This window comes from Myroides sp. LJL119 (assembly GCF_054871605.1).
The window spans coordinates 76162-97296 of record NZ_JBTXLO010000011.1 but is presented as its reverse complement, the minus strand read 5'-3'; the positions used below and the strand labels follow the sequence as shown (position 1 = coordinate 97296).

The window sequence follows — 21135 nt, the reverse complement described above, 5'->3', positions numbered from 1 at the left end:
CCTTTGTCAATATATTTACTGTTGTTTACTTAGTTCGCTATTTATAAGCTCTATAAACCCATCATAATGACCGGCTAGGTACAAACGATAACCTTCGTTTTGAGCTACAGGAACTTGCATAAAATCAGGCTGATTTACTAGATAAATTAAAAAAGCATCCACATAATCCGGATTCATCCTAAGATCTTTAATTAAATCCGACTTAGGGTATTGCTCCAAAAACTCGGTAACTTTAAGTTGCATCTTCTCATAAGCAATAGCTTGTTTGTCTGCTTTACGCTTGCCACTAAATAAATTCACAACCGCTCCAATGTTGATTCCCAAGCCTCCGGTAGGTGTTGCCGAGGTTAGAGTATTGTTTGTTTTAAAGTTAATTTCCGCATTGGTTAATTTTTGTCTGTCTCCTAAATCAAAGAAATCTGGGCCAAAATCTTTTTTTACAATCACAATTTCTTCTAAATTTTGCCCCGGTTTACTTAAAACCACATTTACCCTTGCTTGAGTAATATCTTGTGGAAGCACCACATAATCAGAAGTAGCAGTGTATTTGCCAGAAAATCGTAATGTATCTCCACTTTGTACAGGAATCATGTAATAACCAGTTATATCACTTTGGACCTCTTGCTTGGTTTGCCTATTGACAACTAACACTTCTTGGGTTGTTCCATCGTAAAGACGAATCCTTCCATCTAAAGTTATTCTTTCTTGCGAAAAACCACTAATACCAGATAATCCAACTATGGCTACTAACCAAATTGATGCTTTCATAAAATACGCTTTTTGTAAATATATAGAATTATTAATACTTGTTAAAATATAAAGCTTTAATTTTTTTATTTTATTACCTGTAATTTTTGCAATACATAATCCGGTACCCCACAAGGCCTATTTGTCTTTGAATCCATAAAAACCAACAAGGAGTTTGCAGTGGTTAGTAATTGGTTTTTTTCATTATAAATTTCATAATCAAATTCAATTTTCACTCCACTACATTTTTTTAAAATAGTAACTATGGTTAAAATTTCATCGTAAAAAGCCGACCTCTTGTAATTCATAGTTAGGGAAACAACTGGTAAGATAATACCCTGCTGTTCCATCTGTGCATATGATATACCAAGGTTTCTTAGCCATTCAACTCGCCCTATTTCAAAGTATTGCGCATAGTTCCCATGATAAACCACTCCCATTTTATCTGTCTCCGCATAACGCACCCTAACACTAGTCTTAAAACTGTTCATTATATTTTTCTATATTTGTTTGTTTATAATTTTATACTACTTACTATTTTTTTTTGATTTTTACAATGGGTAAAAAGTTTTTTTATCCCGAAATTTGTTCACATATTTGTCCCCGAAATCAAACGGGAATTTCGTCCTGTTAAAATCACTCAAAAATAGTAACTGTTTTTTTAATTCTAACCAATAATGCGTGAATATCCGAATATGACAGCTGAATCTGTATGGAACAATTGTCTAGAATTCATTAAAGATAACATTCAAGATCAAGCTTTTAAGACTTGGTTTATGCCTATTAAGGCTATTGAATTAGTCAATAATGAATTAGCTATTCAGGTACCTAGTAAATTCTTTTACGAGTGGTTGGAAGAGCACTATGTTCATCTGTTAAAGAGTGCTTTAACAAGATATCTAGGAGCCGATGCTAGATTGTTATACAAGATCCAAATGGAGAGCAAACAAGCTAGCAAACAACCCTTTACAGAACAGTTACCAAGCACAAACAGAAGCACTGTTAAGCCTCAAGAATTAGATGTTCCGATTGAGAAAAAAAATCCAGAATTAAAAAATCCTTTTATAATTCCAGGAATTAGAAATGTTAAAATTGAATCTCAATTAAACAGCAATTATTCTTTTGATAATTTTTTAGAAGGGGATTCCAATAGATTGGCCCGTTCTGCAGGATTAGCAGTTGCTAATAAACCTGGTGGTACTTCTTTTAACCCTCTATTAATATTTGGAGGTGTTGGACTTGGAAAAACTCACCTTGCTCAAGCAATTGGAATTGAAATAAAAGAGATTTATCCTGAGAAAACGGTTCTTTATATTTCCGCAGAGGTATTTACCCAGCAATATACGGACTCGATTAGAAAAAATACAATTCACGATTTTATCTATTTCTATCAATTAATAGATGTACTAATTGTGGACGATATTCAATTTTTATCAGGAAAGGGAAAAACACAAGAAACTTTTTTCCATATATTTAATCACTTACATCAAAACGGAAAACAGGTTATTTTAACCAGTGATAAAGCTCCGGTAGACATGCAAGATATCGAGCAGCGTTTACTTTCCCGATTCAAATGGGGATTATCTGCAGAGATTACACATCCTGATTTTCAAACCAGAGCAAAAATTGCCCAAAGCATATTATATCGCGATGGAGTACAAATGCCTAAAGAAATAATTGACTATATTGCTCAAAATGTATCAACTAATATTCGTGAATTAGAAGGTGCTATTATTTCTTTAATCGCTCAATCTTCATTTATTAAATCAGAGGTAACTCTAGATTTAGCTAGACAGGTGGTTGAGAAATTTGTCAAAAATGTAAAAAGAGAAATCTCTATTGATTATATTCAAAAAGTGGTTTCGGATTATTTTGATATTGATACTGATGTACTTCGATCAAAGACAAGAAAAAGAAATATTGCCCAAGCAAGACAACTTTGCATGTTTTTTGCCAAGAAGTATACAAAAAATTCGTTGGCTAGTATTGGTTCTCAAATCGGTGGACGTGACCACGCAACGGTATTACACGCCTGTAAGACAATTGATAATTTAGTTGAAACCGATAAAGAATTTAAAAAATACTACGAAGATATTAATCTAAAGCTTAATATGTAATGCTGACTAAAATTCTAATGGTCTGTTTGGGAAACATTTGCCGATCCCCTTTGGCGCAAGGCATTTTAGAATCTAAATTAGACGCTAGTAAATTTTTTGTTGATTCAGCGGGAACTGCATCTTGGCATCAAGGTAAAAAACCAGACCCTAGATCTATTAAAATAGCAAGGGAGCATGGTATTGATATTAGTAAACAAAAATCAAGACCCTTACGCCTTGAAGACTTTGACTTATTTGATTATATACTGGTTATGGATACTGACAACTTAAAAGATGTCTTATCTTTAGCTCCAGATCAAAAAAGCAAAGATAAAGTAAAGCTTATCTTAGATTACTCACAAACCCCTGGCGCAATTGTACCAGATCCTTACTATGGAGCAGAAGATGGTTTTTTAAAGGTTTATAATCTTTTAGATCAAGCCTGTAATAACTTTCACCAACAATTAAATAAATAAAATTATATACAAAAAAGGGATGGAATCTGTTTTCTTTCCCTTTTTTACTTTTAATCCCTACCTTTGTAGTATTCAAATAAATTCATTTTTATGAGCGCAACAGCCACTCCAGCTAGCCTGTATCTTATCCCAATTACCCTTGGTGAGACGCAAAACCCGCTAGATGTCTTACCCTTAACTATCCAACGCTGCATTGAATCACTTGATATATTTATAGTGGAGAATGAAAAAGTAGCAAGAAGGTTTATTAAAAGTATATGTCCTGAGAAAAAGCAATCCGAATTAGTACTTTTTCCATTAAACAAACACACAGATAGCAAAGATTTGAAATCCTATATACAGCCGTTATTACAAGGGAAAAGTGTTGGATTAATGAGTGACGCAGGATGCCCGGGGGTAGCAGATCCTGGTGCAATTATTGTTGATTTAGCCCATAAAAACAATATAAAGGTTCGTCCATTAGTGGGACCCTCTTCTATTTTACTGGCCATGATGGCCTCGGGAATGAATGGACAAAGTTTTGCTTTTAATGGATACCTACCCATTGATAAGGCTCAAAAGAAAACTTCATTAAAGCAGTTAGAAAAACTGTCCTTTGATATAAATCAATCCCAATTATTTATCGAGACTCCCTATCGAAATAATCAGCTACTGGAAGATATGATACATATTTTGCATCCACAGACCCTAATTTGTATTGCTTGCGATATCACTTTACAAACCGAATATATCCAGACAAAAACGGCTAATGAGTGGAAAAAACAAAATATTGATTTACATAAAAGACCCTGTATTTTTATTATACACAAGCCTAGATAATCATACAGATACTTTCTTTACTAGGTAAGAAACAGTACTTTTTTGTCTTTTGTAAAAAATGTTTTTCTCACACAAAAACAAAAACCTGTTTTTTTTACCTTGTTTTCAAAATTTTAAAAATCAAAGAACCCTATATTGTAAAAAATATAAAGGCTACTGGATCAACAAACCAGTAGCCTTATGGTTTTAAATATAATAGGACCTTTATCTATTTCTTTTAATTTTTAACTCTTTGTTTAATAACTTGAGTTTGTTTGGCCTGTGGCATTAAAAATCCAAGTTTCATTCGAGTTAGCATCTTTCTTACAAAATTCACAAAAAACGTTCGCTGTCCAAAAACAGTACCAATGCTAATTAACATCACTTTGTATACTGGCATTATTAAAATCACATACAAAATCCAATAAGGCACCGGGTGCATTAGACCTCTTTCAATTCCTATATATGATAAAATAGGTTTTGAAATAAAAGCCGACGTAGAACCGGTAATTGCAAAAACAATTAAAATAATAACTGCTTGAAAATTGGAGTTCAAGCCCCAACGCTTTTTTAACTTTTCCATTATTTATTTTTAATCTAAACAAAAATACTACTTTATAAATACAGAAGTACTAAAATAAACTTAAAATATAGCTATTTCTCTTTTATTCAGTATTATAGAACACAAAACACTCTCCACAAAACGTTATATTTCCATTTTACTTAGGGTTTCCATCACATATTCATGCATAACCTCCCTATAATCTAGATGCGTGACAATTCTAAGCCAACCTTGCCCCATTTGGCTAATGGCAATATTTTTTTGTTTTAATTTATCCAAAAACAAGCCATTGTAAGCTGGTTTAAGTAACTTAAAGATCACAATATTGGTCTGTACAGGTAAAACCTCACTAACCCAGTCTTTCTTCCTTAAAACCATCTCTAATTGTTTAGCTCTAAAATGGTCTCTTTGTAATCGACTAACATTATTTTTTAAAGCAAATAAAGCAGCACTAGCTAAATAGCCAGTTTGTCTCATTCCTCCACCAAAAAGCTTTCTTAAACGTATTGCTTTTTCTATGTCTTTTTTACTACCCAATAACACCGAACCAATTGGCGCCCCTAATCCTTTAGAGAAACACACCGAAATGGTATCAAATAATTCTCCAAATTGACTAGGATGCTGACTCTTTGCCACCAAAGCATTCCAAAGTCTTGCTCCATCTAAATGTAGCTTCATATTTTTTTGTTCACAATAGGCTCTTATTTGCGCGATTTGATCCAACTCATAACACGCTCCCCCACCTTTGTTGGTTGTGTTCTCTAAACAAACTAAAGTAGAGTTTGACAAATGAATATTATCCGGGTCGGTATACACCTGATCGATTTGATCGGCGGTGATTCGTCCTCTATCGCCTTGTATTAATCCAACGCTAACCCCACTGTGAAATGCCGCTCCACCACCCTCAAATTGGTAAACATGTGAAGATATATCACAAATTAATTGATCTCCTGGCTGAGTATGTAGTTTAATTGCAACTTGATTTGCCATAGTTCCCGAAGGAAAAAACAAGGCAGCCTCCATGCCAAATAATTCAGCAACAGCCAGTTCTAATTCATTGGTACTACCATCTTGTTTGTAGACATCATCTCCTACCCTAGCCTTAAGCATATAGCTTACCATTTCAGGTGTTGGCTTTGTTATTGTATCACTGATTAAATTAATTTCCATAAATTGAATTGGAATAAGTATTTTTGTGGATAAATATAACAATAAATTATGGTAACCACTGAACAACAGAAGGACATTATTGATCGCCTTGGCGCGTTAAGGAGGTATCTTTGACGTAGATAAAAAGTTAATCGAGATCACAAACGATGAGGAAAAGACCTTTGACCCAGACTTTTGGAAGAATTCAAAGGAGGCCGAAATCTTTGTAAAAAACTTAAAATCTAAAAAGAAATGGGTCCAGGGATACAACAGCGCAGAGCAAGCCGTTGAGGAACTACAAATCCTATTAGAATTTTACGCCAGCGGTGAGGCTGATGTAAAAGATATTGAACAACAATATCAAGTTAGCCTTGGTATTATTGAACAATTAGAGTTCAAAAACATGTTGTCCGATGAAGGTGACAACATGAGTGCGGTATTACAAATCACTGCAGGAGCCGGGGGAACAGAAAGTTGTGACTGGGCTGCCATGTTAATGCGTATGTACATTATGTGGGGAGAACACAGTGGTATGAAAGTAAAAGAATTAAACTACCAACAAGGCGAAGTAGCAGGGGTAAAAACCGTTACTTTAGAATTTGAGGGTGAATTTGCTTTTGGTTATTTAAAAGGAGAAAACGGAGTTCACCGATTAGTGAGAATCTCCCCTTTTGATAGCAATGCAAAAAGGCATACCTCTTTTGCCTCGGTGTATGTTTATCCTTTGGCTGATGACACTATTGAGATTGAGGTAAACCCCTCAGAAATCTCATGGGAAACTATGCGCTCCAGTGGTGCGGGAGGTCAAAATGTAAACAAAGTAGAGACTGCCGTTAGATTACGTCACCACCCCACAGGGATTATCATTGAGAATTCCGAAACCCGTTCTCAGTTAGACAACAAACTCAAAGCAATGCAACTTTTAAAATCTCAGTTATATGAAATTGAGCTTAAGAAAAAACAAGCAATGCGAGATGAGATTGAGGCTAACAAGAAAAAAATCGAATGGGGTTCGCAAATAAGAAACTACGTTATGCATCCTTACAAGCTAGTAAAAGACGTACGTACATCTTATGAAACTACCGATGTAGATTCTGTTATGAACGGAGAAATTGATCACTTTTTAAAGGCCTATTTAATGATGATGGGACAAAAAGAGGAACAATAAAAGTTAAAAGGCATTTTCTTACATAATAAGAAATGCCTTTTTTTTATAATTTCTAGCAAAGAAAAAGGCTGATAGAAATTCCTACCAGCCCCTTATTTAAAGATCCCCATCTTTAAAACCTTGTTTGCCAACAAAGGTTAACTAAATAAGTAAATAAAAAACATTCGAAATTATTTGACTTATAAGTACTATACAAATATACAGTATTTGATTAATAAAAAAACAGTTAAACACTATTTTTACCTACTATTTTTTATTTAAGTGCTTTTACAAAGCGTAAAACTTTACATTTTGTTAGCACACCTGGTATTTAAAACACCTTAACAGACATTATTTGACACAAAACCACTCCGATAAAAAAAGCCTTTCACACAAATGTGAAAGGCTTTTTTTGCTATATCTAATAGGATTACCCCATTACAAATCGTATTAAGTAAAAAACAATCATTGCCAATACAGCTGATACTGGAATGGTCAAAATCCAGGCCCATAAAAGATTTATGGTCACTCCCCAACGAACTGCACTTACTCGTTTGGTTACCCCTACTCCAATAATAGATCCTGTAATGGTATGAGTTGTGGACACAGGTATACCAAAGTGCTCGGTAACATAAAGAGCAAAGGCTCCTGCTGTTTCAGCCGCAACTCCCTCTAAAGGAGTCACCTTTGTAATTTTAGACCCCATTGTCTTAACAATCTTCCACCCTCCGGATAAAGTTCCAAGTCCAATAAAAAGGAATGAAGCTAAAGGCACCCACCACCAGTGTTCTACAAAGACTTTAAAAGTATCTACTCCACTGGCCAAATAAGCTGGATCCATATCTACATTAATATGGTAATAAATCACCGCAGCACCAATAATACCCATTACTTTTTGGGCATCATTTCCTCCGTGCCCTAAAGAGAATAAAGCAGAAGATACCAGTTGTAAACGTTTAAACCAAACCTCACATCTATGCGGATTTTTTCTTCGACATATCCACAAAATAGCAATGGTGATAAAATAAGCCAACACCAATCCCAGTAATGGGGCCCCGAAGATAAACAGGAAAATTGGAATAACTTTCGAATAAACGATAACATCTTGTCCTCCAGGGGCTAAAGCTCCTGCGTAGGCTAAAGCTGCACCAATAAAACCACCTATTAGGGTGTGAGAAGAAGAAGAAGGAATCCCTAATTTCCAAGTTATTAAGTTCCATATAATAGCCGCTACTAATCCGGCAAATATAACCTCAAGGGATATAAAATTCTCATTAACACTCTTTGCAATGGTATTACCGATTTTAAATTCACCAATAACATACAAAGAGATAAAATATGCAGCAAAGTTAAAGGCCGCGGCCCATACAACTGCTTGAAAGGGGGTTAAAACACGAGTGGTTACAATAGTAGCAATGGAATTGGCCGCATCGTGAAAACCGTTAATGTAATCAAAACCTAGAGCTAATACAATAATAACAATTAGCATTATCCCACTTTGATTACTTAACATTTCAGTAAAAAACTCCATGAAATAAAAACTAAATTATGAATACTTAACAGTTATGGTTTCCAATACGTTTGCAACATCACGACAACTGTCTGTTGCACTTTCTAAGGCAGCCATAACCTCTTTGTATTTAATTATTTCTATAGCATCGTTTTCATTCTCAAAGATATCCAATACCGCTTTGTCAAAAACTTTATCTGCTTTACGCTCTAAGCGTAAGATGTTTTTACAAACTTCTGCTAAAAGGCTCAGGTTCTTTAAATTCTTTAATTCTCTTAATCCCTTACAAACCTCGGTACAAGCATCTAGATTTGCTTCTGTTAATTTACGAAGCGCTTTAGTTACTTTATCAATTTGATAAAGACGCATACGAGATGCTGCATCGGCTAAATTATCCGCCACTTCATCCACAGCGGTTATTAAATTATAGATATCTTCTCTATCAAAAGGAGTGATAAAGTTTTTTACCAACTCTACACGTGTCCTTTGAGCTATAATCTCAATCTCGTTTTGTAAAGCCTCTACTTGCTTAAGCATTTTCTCTCTTTCTTTAGCCGGAGCGTTTACAGCCTCGTTTAAAGTCTCGGATAACAATTGCAGTTTTGTGGCTGCTTGCTCAAATAAAGGATAAAACACTTTATCCTTAGGTACTAAAAATTGAAAAATGTTGTTTAATGACATTATAACTAATGGTATTTGTGAAACGCAAGCAAAATTAGTTATTTCTTGTTATCCTATGTTACGAAATTGTAAAATATTCCAAGAATTAATTTTTTAACACATGGTTTTAACTTTGACATTATTTTGTACATTAGCAAAAACCATATTAAATATACACAAATATTCACACATAGCATGGATTTAAATTTCAATAAAAATGAGGACCACAATAAGTTACTACTCTCAGAACTTAAAAGAAAGTTGGCCCAAGTTAAATTAGGCGGTGGTCAAAAACGCATAGATAAACTACATCAACAAGGTAAGTTAACAGCCAGAGAAAGAATTGATTATCTATTAGATCCAAAAGCACCTAGTATTGAAATCGGTGCCTTTGCAGGTCAAGACATGTACCAAGAACATGGTGGATGCCCAAGTGGTGGAGTGGTTGTTAAAATTGGCTTTATAAAAAACAAACAATGTATTGTGGTTGCCAATGATGCGACTGTAAAAGCAGGAGCTTGGTTTCCAATTACAGGTAAGAAAAATCTACGAGCACAGGAAATTGCTATAGAAAACAAACTTCCTATTATTTATTTAGTAGATAGCGCCGGGGTATACCTACCCCTACAAGATGAAATATTCCCCGATAAGGAACACTTTGGAAGAATATTTAGAAACAATGCCATTATGAGTAGCATGGGTATAACTCAAATTGCTGCGGTAATGGGAAGTTGCGTGGCCGGGGGAGCCTACCTTCCTATTATGAGTGATGAGGCTTTAATTGTAGATAAAACAGGTAGTATTTTTTTAGCAGGAAGTTATTTAGTTAAAGCAGCCATTGGAGAGAATATCGATAATGAAACCTTAGGTGGCGCCTCTACACATTGTGAAATATCCGGAGTTACTGATTACAAGGCAAAAGATGATAAAGACGCCTTGGATACCATCAAGCGTATTGTAGATAAAATCGGAGATTATACCAAAGCAGGATTCTCTCGTGTACAGAGTGAAAAACCAGCTTTAGACCCACAGGATATCTATGGCATATTGCCTAAAAATAGAGCCGAACAATACGATATGTATGAGATTATTAAACGTCTTGTGGATAACTCTCAATATGATGAATACAAAAAAGGTTACGGCCAAAGCATAATAACTGCCTATGCCAGAATAGATGGCTGGGCTGTAGGAATTGTGGCCAATCAACGAAAAGTTGTTAAAACCAGTAAGGGGGAAATGCAATTCGGAGGAGTTATTTATTCGGATTCTGCAGATAAAGCAACCCGCTTTATAGCCAATTGTAATCAAAAGAAGATACCTTTGGTATTTTTACAAGATGTTACTGGCTTTATGGTTGGAAGCAAAAGCGAACATGGTGGAATCATTAAAGATGGAGCCAAGATGGTTAATGCCGTGGCTAACTCGGTGGTACCTAAATTCACTGTAATTGTTGGCAACTCTTATGGCGCGGGGAACTATGCCATGTGTGGAAAAGCTTATGACCCTCGTTTGATCTTTGCTTGGCCTAGTGCTGAATTAGCTGTAATGGGAGGAGCCCAAGCAGCTAAGGTATTGCTTCAAATTGAGGCTTCCGCTAGAAAAGCCAAAGATCAAGAATTAAACCCAGAGCAAGAAAAAGAGCTGTATCAACAAATAAAACAAAAATACGACCAACAAGTATCTCCGTATTACGCTGCTTCTAGAATCTGGACCGATGCTATTATTGATCCATTAGATACAAGAAAATGGATTTCTATGGGAATTCAAGCTGCTGATCATGCACCTATAGAAAAGCCTTTTAATCTTGGAGTAATTCAAGTATAATATAAAAACACATCATAAAACTTAAGACACATGCCCCAAAAAAATAAAATTTTTAGGGCATGTGTTTTATTTTAAACCATAGAAAAAAAACAAAATGATTCCATGTTAATGGCTATAAATCCACCTGGTGGGTTAAAGCAAATCTAGCGAAAACATCACTTAGGTTATTATCTTTGCCCTTTTTTTGTATTATCTTAAAACTACGTGTTAAATTTAGATTAGCTATCCTTACAATCTGTAGTTCTTTATACTTCAACTCCTTTAAAATTGCATATTTAGACAAAAAAGCAAAACTATTACAATGTGCTAAATACGTTTTCACACTTTGCTGTGAATCCAGATACATCTCTACTTTGAGTTTGTTTTTATCAATTCCGGCTTGTTTAAGCCCCTTTTCTATTACCTCTTGTGTGGTTAAATCAGAGTCCAAAAACAAATAAGACAAATTTAACAACTCCGATTTATCAATCAAATCACCTTCAAGATAAGGGTTATTTGCTCTACAGACCAAAACGATTTGATCTTGCAAAAAATCTTGATACAAAATATCTGGATGCTCACTAGATGCCTCGATAAGTCCTATATCAATCTTATTGTCTAACAATAAATGTTCTATAATTGTGCTACTACTGGTTTGTACTGCAATATCTACCTTATCTAATTTTTGGCGAAAACCAGCTAGCAAGGCAGATAAAATATACTGAGATATAAGGCTACTTGCACCTACTAGTAAACCACCTTGGATAGGTGAACTTAAAGCTTTTAAATCAAACTCTAGTTTTTGATAAGCTTGAAAAACATTCTTTGCATAATCTAACAAAACCTCTGCCGGGGGAGTTAAATAAATCTGGGTAGAACCCCTGTGAAATAATTTGACATTAAAATGATTTTCAATTTCCTTGATATGTTTGGTTACTGCAGGTTGGGATATTCCCAATTCTTTAGCCGCCTTGGTAAAGCTACCATGAAGAGCTACTAAATAAAATACTTTCAAACGAAAATCAAACATATGTATTGCTAATAATTTTAAGATCCCTTTTTTTAATCAATAACATACAAAAATAGCATATGACGACCTATAAAAAAAGCAAAACATTAAAGTACTTAAACATCCAGAAAATTTCCTTTTTACTATCTAAAGATTCTTTAAAAAATAAAAATAGCACTTTATAAATTTACCCTTATACAAAGTAAGTAGTTACTAGTATAATAAAACAAGTCTTCCCTGTTTTATACAATAAAATAAAAAGACAACACCTACTTTTCTAAAACCCATAATTAGAAAAAAATTATTTATTGCTTTTTAACTTTAACGACTTACTTTTTTTAAAAAGACACAGACTATTTACTTGGAAATCCTTTCATTTTTATAGATTCTCTCTAGCTCTTGTCTTAGCCAAAGAAACAACGTAGCTTTGCAAAAAATTTCAACATGCAACAAACAAGTAGCCTATCACAGCTGCAAGACAACAACCAAAAGGGATGGGTTAACGGATTCATAGGTGTTTTACTATTTAGTGGCTCGATGCCTTTTACAAAAATGGCCGTGATTTACTTTGATCCGATTTTCACAACTGCCGCTCGAGCTGGCATTGCCGGTATACTCGCTGCTATTTGCCTTTGGTATTTTAAACAGCCCCTACCTAAGAACAATCAAATCTTTCCCATCTTTATTGTTGCACTTGGAGCCGTAATCGGATTCCCTTTACTCTCGGCCATGGCCTTGCAATACATATCTTCGGCTCACTCTTTGGTGTTTTTAGGTATGTTACCTATGTGTACGGCAATTTTCGCTGTTTTTCTTGCCAAAGAAAAGCCTAGCAAATTGTTTTGGTTTTTTTCAACTATAGGTGCATTATTAGTTATAGGTTATGCAGCCAGAAATGGTCTACAATCCTCTATTGTTGGTGAGGGCTTAATGCTAGGGGCCATTGTTTTATGTGGTTGGAGTTATGCCAAGGGAGCCATTTTATCCAAAACATTAGGAGGATGGCAGGTTATTTCATGGGCTTTGGTGATTTGTTTACCCATTTCTCTACCTGCAATATTTTTACAGCTTCCACCAAATATTCAAACCATAAATCCTTTAGGGTACTTAGGTATTGCCTATATTGGGGTTATCAGCATGTTTGTAGGGTTTATCTTTTGGTATAAAGGTCTCTCGCAAGGGGGAATTGCCAAAGTTGGACAGTTACAATTGCTTCAACCTTTCTTTGGTATGGCCCTAGCAGGCATACTTCTACATGAGCAGATAGATCCAATTATGATAGGTGTTACTTTGGGTATTATTTTATGTGTTGCCTTAAGTAAAAAATATGCTTAAAAATTAAACGTAAGTTTTCATACTATAAAATAAATGCCAGGGTTGAGAAATCCTGGCATTTATTTTCTTAATATCTTTTTTTTAACTCCTAGCATTTTAAAATAAAATACTTTTTTTAAGTCTTATAGTTTAACGCACAATGTAATTACTATCGGGTTTAATAAGCTTAGGAACAGGTAAACTGGCTAATTCACATAAAGAATATTCTATATTACCGCACATTTGATCTAAAGCCAAATCGTTGGCCTCCTCTCCAAATGGCTCCGCAATCTCATCCACCACCGCGTCTAATCCTAAAAAAGTATAGGCAACAAAAGTTACAAAAAATGGCATTGTCCATACAATTAAATCCAATAACCCGAAAGGCAACAAAAAGCAGTAGATATAAACAGTTCGATGCAACATCACAAAATATACAAAAGGTATTTTGGTGTGAATAATACGCTCACAAGTACCTAAAATAATACTTAACTCTGCTATATTCTGATCTATTCGCGCTTGGGTTATACTATCTATAGCCCCTTTTTGATAGGCCATGGCTATAAAGGCTGTTAATTCATTTAAAATAAAAGCAGGCTTGAAATGCATTTTAAGCATTTGTTTATAAGTCAAAGCGGGTAATAACTGCTCTAGTTTACTATAATCTTGCTTATCACGCAATTGGTAATTTAATGCATAACAAAATGCAATAATTAACTTTATGGCTTGTTGCTTTTGTTCAAAGGTAAAATCCGAACTTTGTTTAATGAAGTTTAAAATTTGAAAAGCCAATGATCTGGTATGAATAACTAAACTTCCCCAGGATTTACGACCCTCCCAAAACCGGTCGTAAGCAGCACTGTTACAAAAGCCAAGGAAAATCGCCAAAGAAATCCCAACTAAAGTAAAAGCACCTACATTTAATGGGACAATATACTCAGGATAAAAATACCTAGCAAAGTAAACTAGCCAAGAAAACAAAAACACGGCCAACAAAGCAGGGCCAATTTTTGTAATAACAGAACCTTTTACAACAAAAAGCATTCTAAGGACATTCATCCTTTGACGAACGATCATAATCGATAAAATTTAATTTTAGTACAAATGTAGCTCAAAGCTATAAAAAAAAGCTACTTATTTTTTTGAAAATAAGTAGCCCTTATAGATGCTTTTAACATCTTACAACAATAATTTATATCTGTATAACAAAACACGAATGTGTTAAATTTAAAACACTTTAGATTTTAAATATCCGATACAATGTAGTAAATATAATAAAAAAAGTTTGTAAATAATATTTTATATATACATAAAATGCACAAAAAGCATACATAAACAACCAACTTTTTAAATATCAACGAAATACAAATAAAACTTTTTATACAATTTTTTATACCTTAGAGGCTTCGATTATCTTAAAATAAAATATTTGTTTACATTCGCAAACTAAATAAAAAACAACCTTGATTTAATGAATAACCAAAATACGTCCAACTACAAACAAACCTCTTTATTACAAGCCTTAATTCCTGTTTTTGCTCTAGTGGCTTTACTTGCAATTAATGTTTACGTGTTTCGCGATGAGGCCCTGGGTGGTACAAATCAATTTATATTACTAATTGGAGGCTCTATCGCCACAGCAATTGGTCTATATAATAAGATTCCATACGATGAAATTCTTATACACATTACCAATAATGTAAGGGACACCTCTAGTGCTATTTTCATTTTACTTCTAGTAGGAGCATTATCCGGGGCTTGGTTAATCAGTGGGATAATTCCCAATATGATATATTATGGCTTAACTATTTTACACCCTAGTATCTACCTACCGGCCTGTGTGATAATAACATCGATAATCTCGGTTGCAACCGGAAGCTCTTGGACAACTTCAGCAACAGTTGGAATTGCCCTTGTTGGAATCGGAAACGCACTTGGTATGCCTTTAGGAGTTGTAGGGGGTGCTGTAATCTCAGGGGCTTACTTTGGAGATAAACTCTCTCCTTTATCCGATACAACTAACCTGGCTCCTACCATGGCGGGTACGGATTTATTTACTCACATAAAATACATGCTATACACCACCATACCAACCTATGTGGTTACCCTGGCTTTATTTATCGCCTTTGGAGTAATATACTCCGGGCAAGGACAGGTGGATACCCAAGAGACTCTAAAGGCCATATCGGATACTTTTTATATTAGTCCTTGGTTGTTCTTGGTTCCGTGTATTGTAGTGTTTTTAATTGTAAAAAGGGTACCTCCTATTGCTGCGTTATTAATTGGAACTCTATTAGGAGCAATAAGCGCCATATTTTTTCAACCACAAATTATCCTTTCTATAGCTCAAGCAGATTCTTTAACTCCATATAATATCTACAAGGGAATAATGCTTGCATTAACCACCGATATTCGAATCCTATCTCCTTTAGAATCATTAAATGGTTTATTCGAAGCCGGAGGTATGGCTAGTATGTTAAACACCGTGTGGCTGATTCTATGTGCAATGTTTTTTGGTGGAGCTATGGAGGCTATTGGTGCTTTGAAAAAAATATCTATGGCCCTTTTAAGTATAGCCAACACAATCTTTGGTGTTTTTGCCAGTACAGTAGCTAGTTGTTTGGCAATAAATATAATGACCTCGGATCAATACCTTTCTATTGTAGTTCCAGGTAAAATGTTTGCCAATGCTTATAAAGAAAAAGGTCTTGCTCCAGAGAATCTAAGCCGTACTTTAGAAGACTCAGGAACAGTTACCTCGGTACTAATACCATGGAATACCTGTGGGGCTTATCATGCAGGGGTACTGGGAATTCCCACAATGACTTATTTGCCTTATGCATTTTTCAATTACTTAAGTCCCTTTGTAACATTACTTTACGCTGCCTTGGATTATAAAATACGCCGAATAGCAAAAAACAATTAATAATTCTCTAACACAAACACAGTCTTTTTCTTGATTTATTTTACGTATCTTTAGGGTGTTAAGTTCATGTAGAGCTACGTATTGAAAAGCCTTACATAAGTTTTTCTTATAGTAAGATAAGAAACAATAATCAAAATGTATTTACAAGGTGATTATTGTGTGGTAGATTTGCATTAGAAAATTAACAACAACATATAATACTAACTTTTAAAAAAAATTATTATGTCATTAGTAGGTAAAAAATTCCCAAACATTACAGTTGATGCAATTTCTGAAATGGGTGATAACTTAAGAATCAACGTATTAGAAGAGGCTACAAAAAACAATAAAAAAGTTTTATTATTCTGGTACCCTAAAGATTTCACATTTGTATGTCCTACAGAGTTACACGCTTTTCAAGAAGCTTTACCAGAATTCGAAAAAAGAAATACAATTGTAATTGGAGCATCTTGTGATACAAACGAAGTACACTTCGCTTGGTTAAACACAGCTAAAGATAATGGAGGAATTGAAGGAGTTACTTACCCAATTATCGCAGATACCCAAAGAAATTTATCATCTGTATTAGGAATCTTAGATATTGAAAGTGAGCTTTACGACGAGGAATTAGATTCAGTTCAAATCCAAGGATCTAATGTTACTTACAGAGCGACATATTTAGTTGACGAATCAGGAAAAATCTTCCACGAATCTGTAAACGATATGCCATTGGGAAGAAACGTAAACGAATACTTAAGATTAATTGACGCATATTCTCACGTACAAAAATTTGGAGAGGTTTGTCCAGCAAACTGGGAAGAAGGAAAAGATGCGATGAATGCAGATAGAACTGGTGTAGCTGAATACTTAAGCAAACACTAATAAAACAGTAAAAAACAATTCATTGCAAACCCGGTATTTTAGTAACCATTAAATTTAAAAAATATGCTTTTAGAACTAGATAAAGACAATTTACAAGAATTAGTAAACTCAAATGAAAAGGTAGTTGTTCAGTATTCTGCATCTTGGTGTGGTAACTGTAGAATTATGAAGCCTAAGTTTAAAAAATTGGCAAGCGAGAAGCAAGACATCACATTTGTAATTGCAGATGCGGAAAACTTCCCAGAATCAAGAAAATTAGCAGAGGTTACTAACCTACCTACTTTTGCAACCTTTGTCAACGGTAAATTAGTCGACCAAGCTCAAACTAACAAAGCAGAGGTTTTAAACGAGTTAGTTAATCAGATTGCTTAATTTAAATTTTACCACATGAAATTACCTGTAATCAAACATTTAACTCAGTTTATCGAGGACAATGATCAAGACTATATAATCGAAACTATTGAGGTTTTAGAAAACCTTACAGAGGTTCCTTCTTTAAAAGACGAAGAACTAGATGTAATTGGTGAGCTTATCTCAAATATGTATGGCGCACTTGAGGTTCAAAAACTAATTAAAGAAGGTGCAACGCAAAAAGAAGCTTTAAACACTTTTATGAAAAGAGTTTTAGGCTCTATAGATAAATAGTCTAAAAAATAAAGTTTTTTAAAAAACCATACAAAAGGCAGGGGGTGTAAACTCCCTGCCTTTTTTGCTTTACACAAAACAAATCATCCTTTTATGGCCAGTAAAAAAGTGCTATTAATTTGCTAGGATTTATAGCCTTTGAAAAAGGTATACTTTATTTTATTTTGCCTATTTTTGTTTAGTATTAAAACTATAAATTATGGCAAAGGTAACTTTAAAACAAACCCCGTTTAACACCATTGGTGAACTTCCAAGTGTTGGACAACAAGCTACGGATTTCACGTTAGTTTCCACAGACCTACAAGACAAAACTTTAGCCAATTACAAAGGCAAGAGAATTGTTCTTAATATTTTCCCGAGTGTAGACACGCCAACTTGTGCTATGTCGGTAAGAGAGTTTAATAAAAAAGCGGCTGCATTAGATAACACAGTAGTACTTTGTGTGTCTCGTGACTTACCATTTGCAGGGGCTAGATTTTGCGGAGCGGAAGGTATTGAAAACGTAGAAATGCTTTCTGATTTTAGAGAAGGAGAATTTGGTAAAAACTACGGAGTAACTTTTATAGATGGTCCACTAAAGGGTCTTTTATCAAGATCGGTAGTAATTCTAGATGAACAAAAAAAGGTGATTTACACCCAACAAGTTAGTGAAACGGCAGACCAACCCGATTATGACAAAGCATTAGAAGTTTTAGCATAATTCCTTACAAAATAAACTTAGTTATTAATGGTCATGTTCCAGTAAACTTGAACCAAAGCCATTAATAACTGTTTATTTAGTTACACCACCATAATTATAACTATTTTGTACTTGCCATAAAAAGCTAATAGGAAAAAATGAATAAAGAAAATAAATCTACATCTGTCAAGACAAAAACAGCTTCTGAGAAAACAAAGAAGCCCACTGAAAAAGCAAATCAAAAATATAGCACTTCCCTATTCAAAGTACGATTCTTATTACAAATTTTAATTGTTTTATTAGGAGTTGCTCTTTTAATATCGATTTTATCGTATTTATCTACAGGTTTTATAGACCAAAGTAATTTACATGCCTTAGGGGATCGAGAATTACCTGTGGTTAACACCCTTGGAAAATTTGGGGCCTATATAGGGCACTTATTAGTTTATCAAGGTTTTGGTATTTCGGCCATTTTACTGGCTATTTTACTAATACATGCTGGAATATATGCCATTTTTGGCATCCAATCAAAACGCATTAAAAACGTTATCTTTTGGGATGTGGCTGCCATGGTACTATTAAGTATTTTCTTTGGTTTTTTCTGGAATTCAAATCCAATACTAGCAGGAAGTGTTGGCTATGAGATAAATGCCTATTTGACGGATTATCTAGGAACTTTTGGAACTTTCTTAGTTGTTCTTTTCTTTACCATCACCTTTGTGTTATATCGCTTTAAACCCTCTGGAGCTAAAATAAAAGCCAATTTAGAGAGATTTAAACTTTATGTGAAAAACCAGCTTGAAAAAAGTAAAAAACAGCACAAAGAATTTCAAGACCATATTATCACATCGCAACCTTTAGATGATTTAGAAAATCAACAAGTAGTAGATCAACAACAAACAGTAGAACAAAGTCTCACCAGTAACAATACGGTGCAATCCACAGATAATCAAATAGATTTACAAACTGCTTTGGAGCCTGATTTACAAGATAAATCAGAGTTTGATAATTCGAAAAGCACGCCTTTTATAAATAATCAGGAGCTTTTAATTAAAAAAACAGAAAAAACAGACTCAGATACAGTGCCTGTTTTTGAATCGGATTCAAATAATTCAAACACAAAAACTCCACAGTCTTTGCCAGAGGATCAATCTAGCAAAGAGGAATTTGTTATTGAACAAACCCTAGAGGAGCAAACCCTAGAGGAGAATCTAGCTGCTAGATTAGTACAAGACTTTGGTGAATTTGATCCTACATTAGAACTTTCCAATTATAAGTTTCCTTCCATTGAAATCCTACAAGAATATGGTAATTCTAGTATAACTATCAATCAAGAAGAGCTAGAGACTAATAAAAACAATATTGTAGATACTTTAAAAAACTATAAAATTGATATTGCACAAATCAAAGCAACGGTCGGTCCTACTGTTACCCTGTATGAAATAATCCCAGAGGCTGGTGTTAGAATTTCAAAAATTAAAAACTTAGAAGACGACATTGCACTTTCTTTAGCTGCTTTGGGTATTCGTATTATTGCCCCTATTCCGGGTAAAGGAACCATAGGTATTGAGGTTCCCAACACCAAACCATCAATTGTATCGATGAAAAGCGTTATTGCCTCGCCTAAGTTTCAAAACGCAGAGATGGAACTTCCGGTTGCCCTTGGAAAAACAATTTCCAACGAAACCTTTGTTGTTGATCTGGCAAAAATGCCCCATTTACTAATGGCCGGAGCAACCGGACAGGGTAAATCTGTAGGATTAAATGCCCTTTTAACCTCATTACTTTACAAAAAACACCCTGCAGAAGTTAAGTTTGTTTTGGTAGACCCCAAGAAAGTAGAACTGACTTTATTTAATAAAATCGAGCGTCATTATTTGGCCAAGCTACCCGATAGTGAGGATGCTATTATAACAGATAACACCAAGGTTATAAATACCTTAAACTCCTTGTGTATTGAAATGGACAACCGTTATACTTTATTAAAAGACGCGATGGTAAGAAATATTAAAGAATACAACGAGAAGTTCAAACAGCGTAAATTAAATCCCGAAAACGGACATCGCTTTTTACCCTATATTGTACTTGTAATTGATGAGTTTGCCGATTTAATAATGACAGCTGGTAAGGATGTTGAAACACCTATAGCCCGTTTAGCGCAATTGGCCAGGGCCATTGGTATTCACTTAATTGTTGCCACCCAAAGACCCTCTGTTAATGTTATAACAGGAATTATAAAAGCCAATTTCCCGGCAAGAATCGCCTTTAGGGTAACTTCCAAAATCGACTCTCGAACTATTTTAGATGGTCAAGGAGCTGATCAATTAATTGGTCGTGGAGATATGCTTTACACCCAAGGAAATGATTTGGTACGTGTTCAATGTGCCTTTGTAGATACTCCCGAGGTAGAGAAATTAACAGATTATATTGGCGCACAAAAAGCTTATCCACAAGCCTACTTATTACCTGAATACGTTGGGGAAGATTCTAGTTCTTCCTTAGATATAGATATAAGTGAAAGGGATGCATTGTTTAAAGAAGCTGCAGAGGTTATAGTAACAGCTCAACAAGGCTCGGCTTCTCTTTTGCAAAGAAAATTAAAACTGGGTTACAACCGAGCTGGAAGAATAATTGATCAATTAGAAGCAGCTGGTATTGTTGGTCCGTTTGAGGGCAGTAAAGCCAGAAGCGTTAACATTCCAGATTTAGCGAGTTTGGAACAATTTTTGAATCAATCTGAATAAAAGACAAAT

Annotated in this window: 20 protein-coding genes; 12 read left to right on the top strand and 8 right to left on the bottom strand. The window is 34.6% G+C overall.

Features of this window, described 5'->3' with window-relative positions:
• Positions 1-15 precede the first annotated feature (15 nt).
• The gene (locus ACYSNV_RS11505; RefSeq protein WP_461762698.1) at positions 16-768 is read right to left on the bottom strand and encodes a hypothetical protein; all 753 of its coding nucleotides are present in this window, start codon (positions 766-768) and stop codon (positions 16-18) included.
• A gap of 65 nt (positions 769-833) precedes the next feature.
• Entirely contained in the window at positions 834-1238 is a 405-nt protein-coding gene (locus ACYSNV_RS11500) for an acyl-CoA thioesterase (RefSeq protein ID WP_461762697.1), read from the bottom strand.
• Positions 1239-1424: 186 nt separating this feature from the next.
• Between ACYSNV_RS11500 and dnaA the strand changes: the two genes are divergently transcribed.
• The 3 genes from dnaA (at position 1425) to ACYSNV_RS11485 (ending at position 4138) form a co-directional block, all read left to right on the top strand.
• Positions 1425-2864 carry a chromosomal replication initiator protein DnaA gene (gene dnaA, locus ACYSNV_RS11495; RefSeq protein ID WP_461762696.1) on the top strand — a complete coding sequence of 480 codons (1440 nt, stop codon included), beginning with the start codon at positions 1425-1427 and terminating at the stop codon, positions 2862-2864.
• Positions 2864-3319, top strand: a complete 456-nt coding sequence (locus ACYSNV_RS11490) for a low molecular weight protein-tyrosine-phosphatase (RefSeq protein ID WP_461762695.1) — start codon at positions 2864-2866, stop codon at positions 3317-3319. Before dnaA ends, ACYSNV_RS11490 begins: the two co-directional genes overlap by 1 nt.
• Before the next feature lie 90 nt (positions 3320-3409).
• A complete protein-coding gene (locus ACYSNV_RS11485; RefSeq protein ID WP_461762694.1) occupies positions 3410-4138 on the top strand; it encodes an SAM-dependent methyltransferase in 729 nt (242 codons plus the stop codon).
• Positions 4139-4355: 217 nt separating this feature from the next.
• Here the strand turns inward: ACYSNV_RS11485 and ACYSNV_RS11480 are convergent, their stop codons facing one another.
• Together ACYSNV_RS11480 and ACYSNV_RS11475 are read right to left on the bottom strand one after the other, a co-directional pair.
• Positions 4356-4700, bottom strand: a complete 345-nt coding sequence (locus ACYSNV_RS11480) for a DUF6787 family protein (protein WP_461762693.1) — start codon at positions 4698-4700, stop codon at positions 4356-4358.
• 123 nt (positions 4701-4823) lie between these two features.
• Positions 4824-5849, bottom strand: coding sequence for a threonine aldolase family protein (locus tag ACYSNV_RS11475; RefSeq protein ID WP_461762692.1), 1026 nt, complete (start codon positions 5847-5849; stop codon positions 4824-4826).
• Between the two features lie 48 nt (positions 5850-5897).
• Here ACYSNV_RS11475 and prfB point away from each other — a divergent pair.
• A protein-coding gene (gene prfB, locus ACYSNV_RS11470) for a peptide chain release factor 2 (RefSeq protein ID WP_461762691.1) occupies positions 5898-6996 on the top strand; the annotation gives its coding sequence in 2 pieces (ribosomal slippage) (positions 5898-5960 and positions 5962-6996; 1098 coding nt in all).
• A gap of 409 nt (positions 6997-7405) precedes the next feature.
• On the opposite strand, the gene ACYSNV_RS11465 is transcribed toward prfB, so the two are convergent.
• Both ACYSNV_RS11465 and ACYSNV_RS11460 read right to left on the bottom strand, forming a co-directional pair.
• On the bottom strand, positions 7406-8506 hold the full coding sequence (locus ACYSNV_RS11465) for an inorganic phosphate transporter (protein WP_461762690.1): 1101 nt from the start codon (positions 8504-8506) through the stop codon (positions 7406-7408).
• A gap of 15 nt (positions 8507-8521) precedes the next feature.
• Entirely contained in the window at positions 8522-9166 is a 645-nt protein-coding gene (locus ACYSNV_RS11460; RefSeq protein WP_461762689.1) for a DUF47 domain-containing protein, read from the bottom strand.
• 174 nt (positions 9167-9340) lie between these two features.
• On the opposite strand from ACYSNV_RS11460, the gene ACYSNV_RS11455 reads away from it, so the two are divergent.
• Positions 9341-10969: an acyl-CoA carboxylase subunit beta gene (locus ACYSNV_RS11455; protein WP_461762688.1), complete on the top strand. Its 1629-nt coding sequence runs from the start codon at positions 9341-9343 to the stop codon at positions 10967-10969.
• A 112-nt stretch (positions 10970-11081) separates the two neighbouring features.
• Here ACYSNV_RS11455 and ACYSNV_RS11450 read toward each other — a convergent pair whose 3' ends face one another.
• Positions 11082-11978: a LysR substrate-binding domain-containing protein gene (locus ACYSNV_RS11450; protein WP_461762687.1), complete on the bottom strand. Its 897-nt coding sequence runs from the start codon at positions 11976-11978 to the stop codon at positions 11082-11084.
• Positions 11979-12401: 423 nt separating this feature from the next.
• Here ACYSNV_RS11450 and ACYSNV_RS11445 point away from each other — a divergent pair, with 423 nt between their 5' ends.
• Complete coding sequence (locus tag ACYSNV_RS11445; RefSeq protein ID WP_461762686.1) at positions 12402-13292, top strand: DMT family transporter; 891 nt, start codon at positions 12402-12404, stop codon at positions 13290-13292.
• Positions 13293-13421: 129 nt separating this feature from the next.
• Here the strand turns inward: ACYSNV_RS11445 and ACYSNV_RS11440 are convergent, their stop codons facing one another.
• Positions 13422-14348 carry a bestrophin family protein gene (locus ACYSNV_RS11440; RefSeq protein ID WP_461762685.1) on the bottom strand — a complete coding sequence of 309 codons (927 nt, stop codon included), beginning with the start codon at positions 14346-14348 and terminating at the stop codon, positions 13422-13424.
• 394 nt (positions 14349-14742) lie between these two features.
• Here ACYSNV_RS11440 and nhaC point away from each other — a divergent pair, with 394 nt between their 5' ends.
• From nhaC to ACYSNV_RS11410, 6 genes are all read left to right on the top strand, one after another.
• Positions 14743-16197 (top strand): Na+/H+ antiporter NhaC, encoded by a 1455-nt coding sequence (nhaC, locus tag ACYSNV_RS11435; protein ID WP_461762684.1) that lies wholly within the window; start codon positions 14743-14745, stop codon positions 16195-16197.
• A 222-nt stretch (positions 16198-16419) separates the two neighbouring features.
• Positions 16420-17058: a redoxin domain-containing protein gene (locus tag ACYSNV_RS11430; RefSeq protein WP_461762683.1), complete on the top strand. Its 639-nt coding sequence runs from the start codon at positions 16420-16422 to the stop codon at positions 17056-17058.
• A gap of 63 nt (positions 17059-17121) precedes the next feature.
• On the top strand, positions 17122-17430 hold the full coding sequence (locus ACYSNV_RS11425; RefSeq protein ID WP_461762682.1) for a thioredoxin family protein: 309 nt from the start codon (positions 17122-17124) through the stop codon (positions 17428-17430).
• 15 nt (positions 17431-17445) lie between these two features.
• The gene (locus ACYSNV_RS11420; RefSeq protein WP_461762681.1) at positions 17446-17703 is read left to right on the top strand and encodes a DUF6952 family protein; all 258 of its coding nucleotides are present in this window, start codon (positions 17446-17448) and stop codon (positions 17701-17703) included.
• A gap of 199 nt (positions 17704-17902) precedes the next feature.
• Positions 17903-18403, top strand: coding sequence for a thiol peroxidase (gene tpx, locus ACYSNV_RS11415; protein ID WP_461762680.1), 501 nt, complete (start codon positions 17903-17905; stop codon positions 18401-18403).
• Positions 18404-18540: 137 nt separating this feature from the next.
• Entirely contained in the window at positions 18541-21126 is a 2586-nt protein-coding gene (locus ACYSNV_RS11410; RefSeq protein ID WP_461762679.1) for an FtsK/SpoIIIE family DNA translocase, read from the top strand.
• Positions 21127-21135 lie beyond the last annotated feature (9 nt).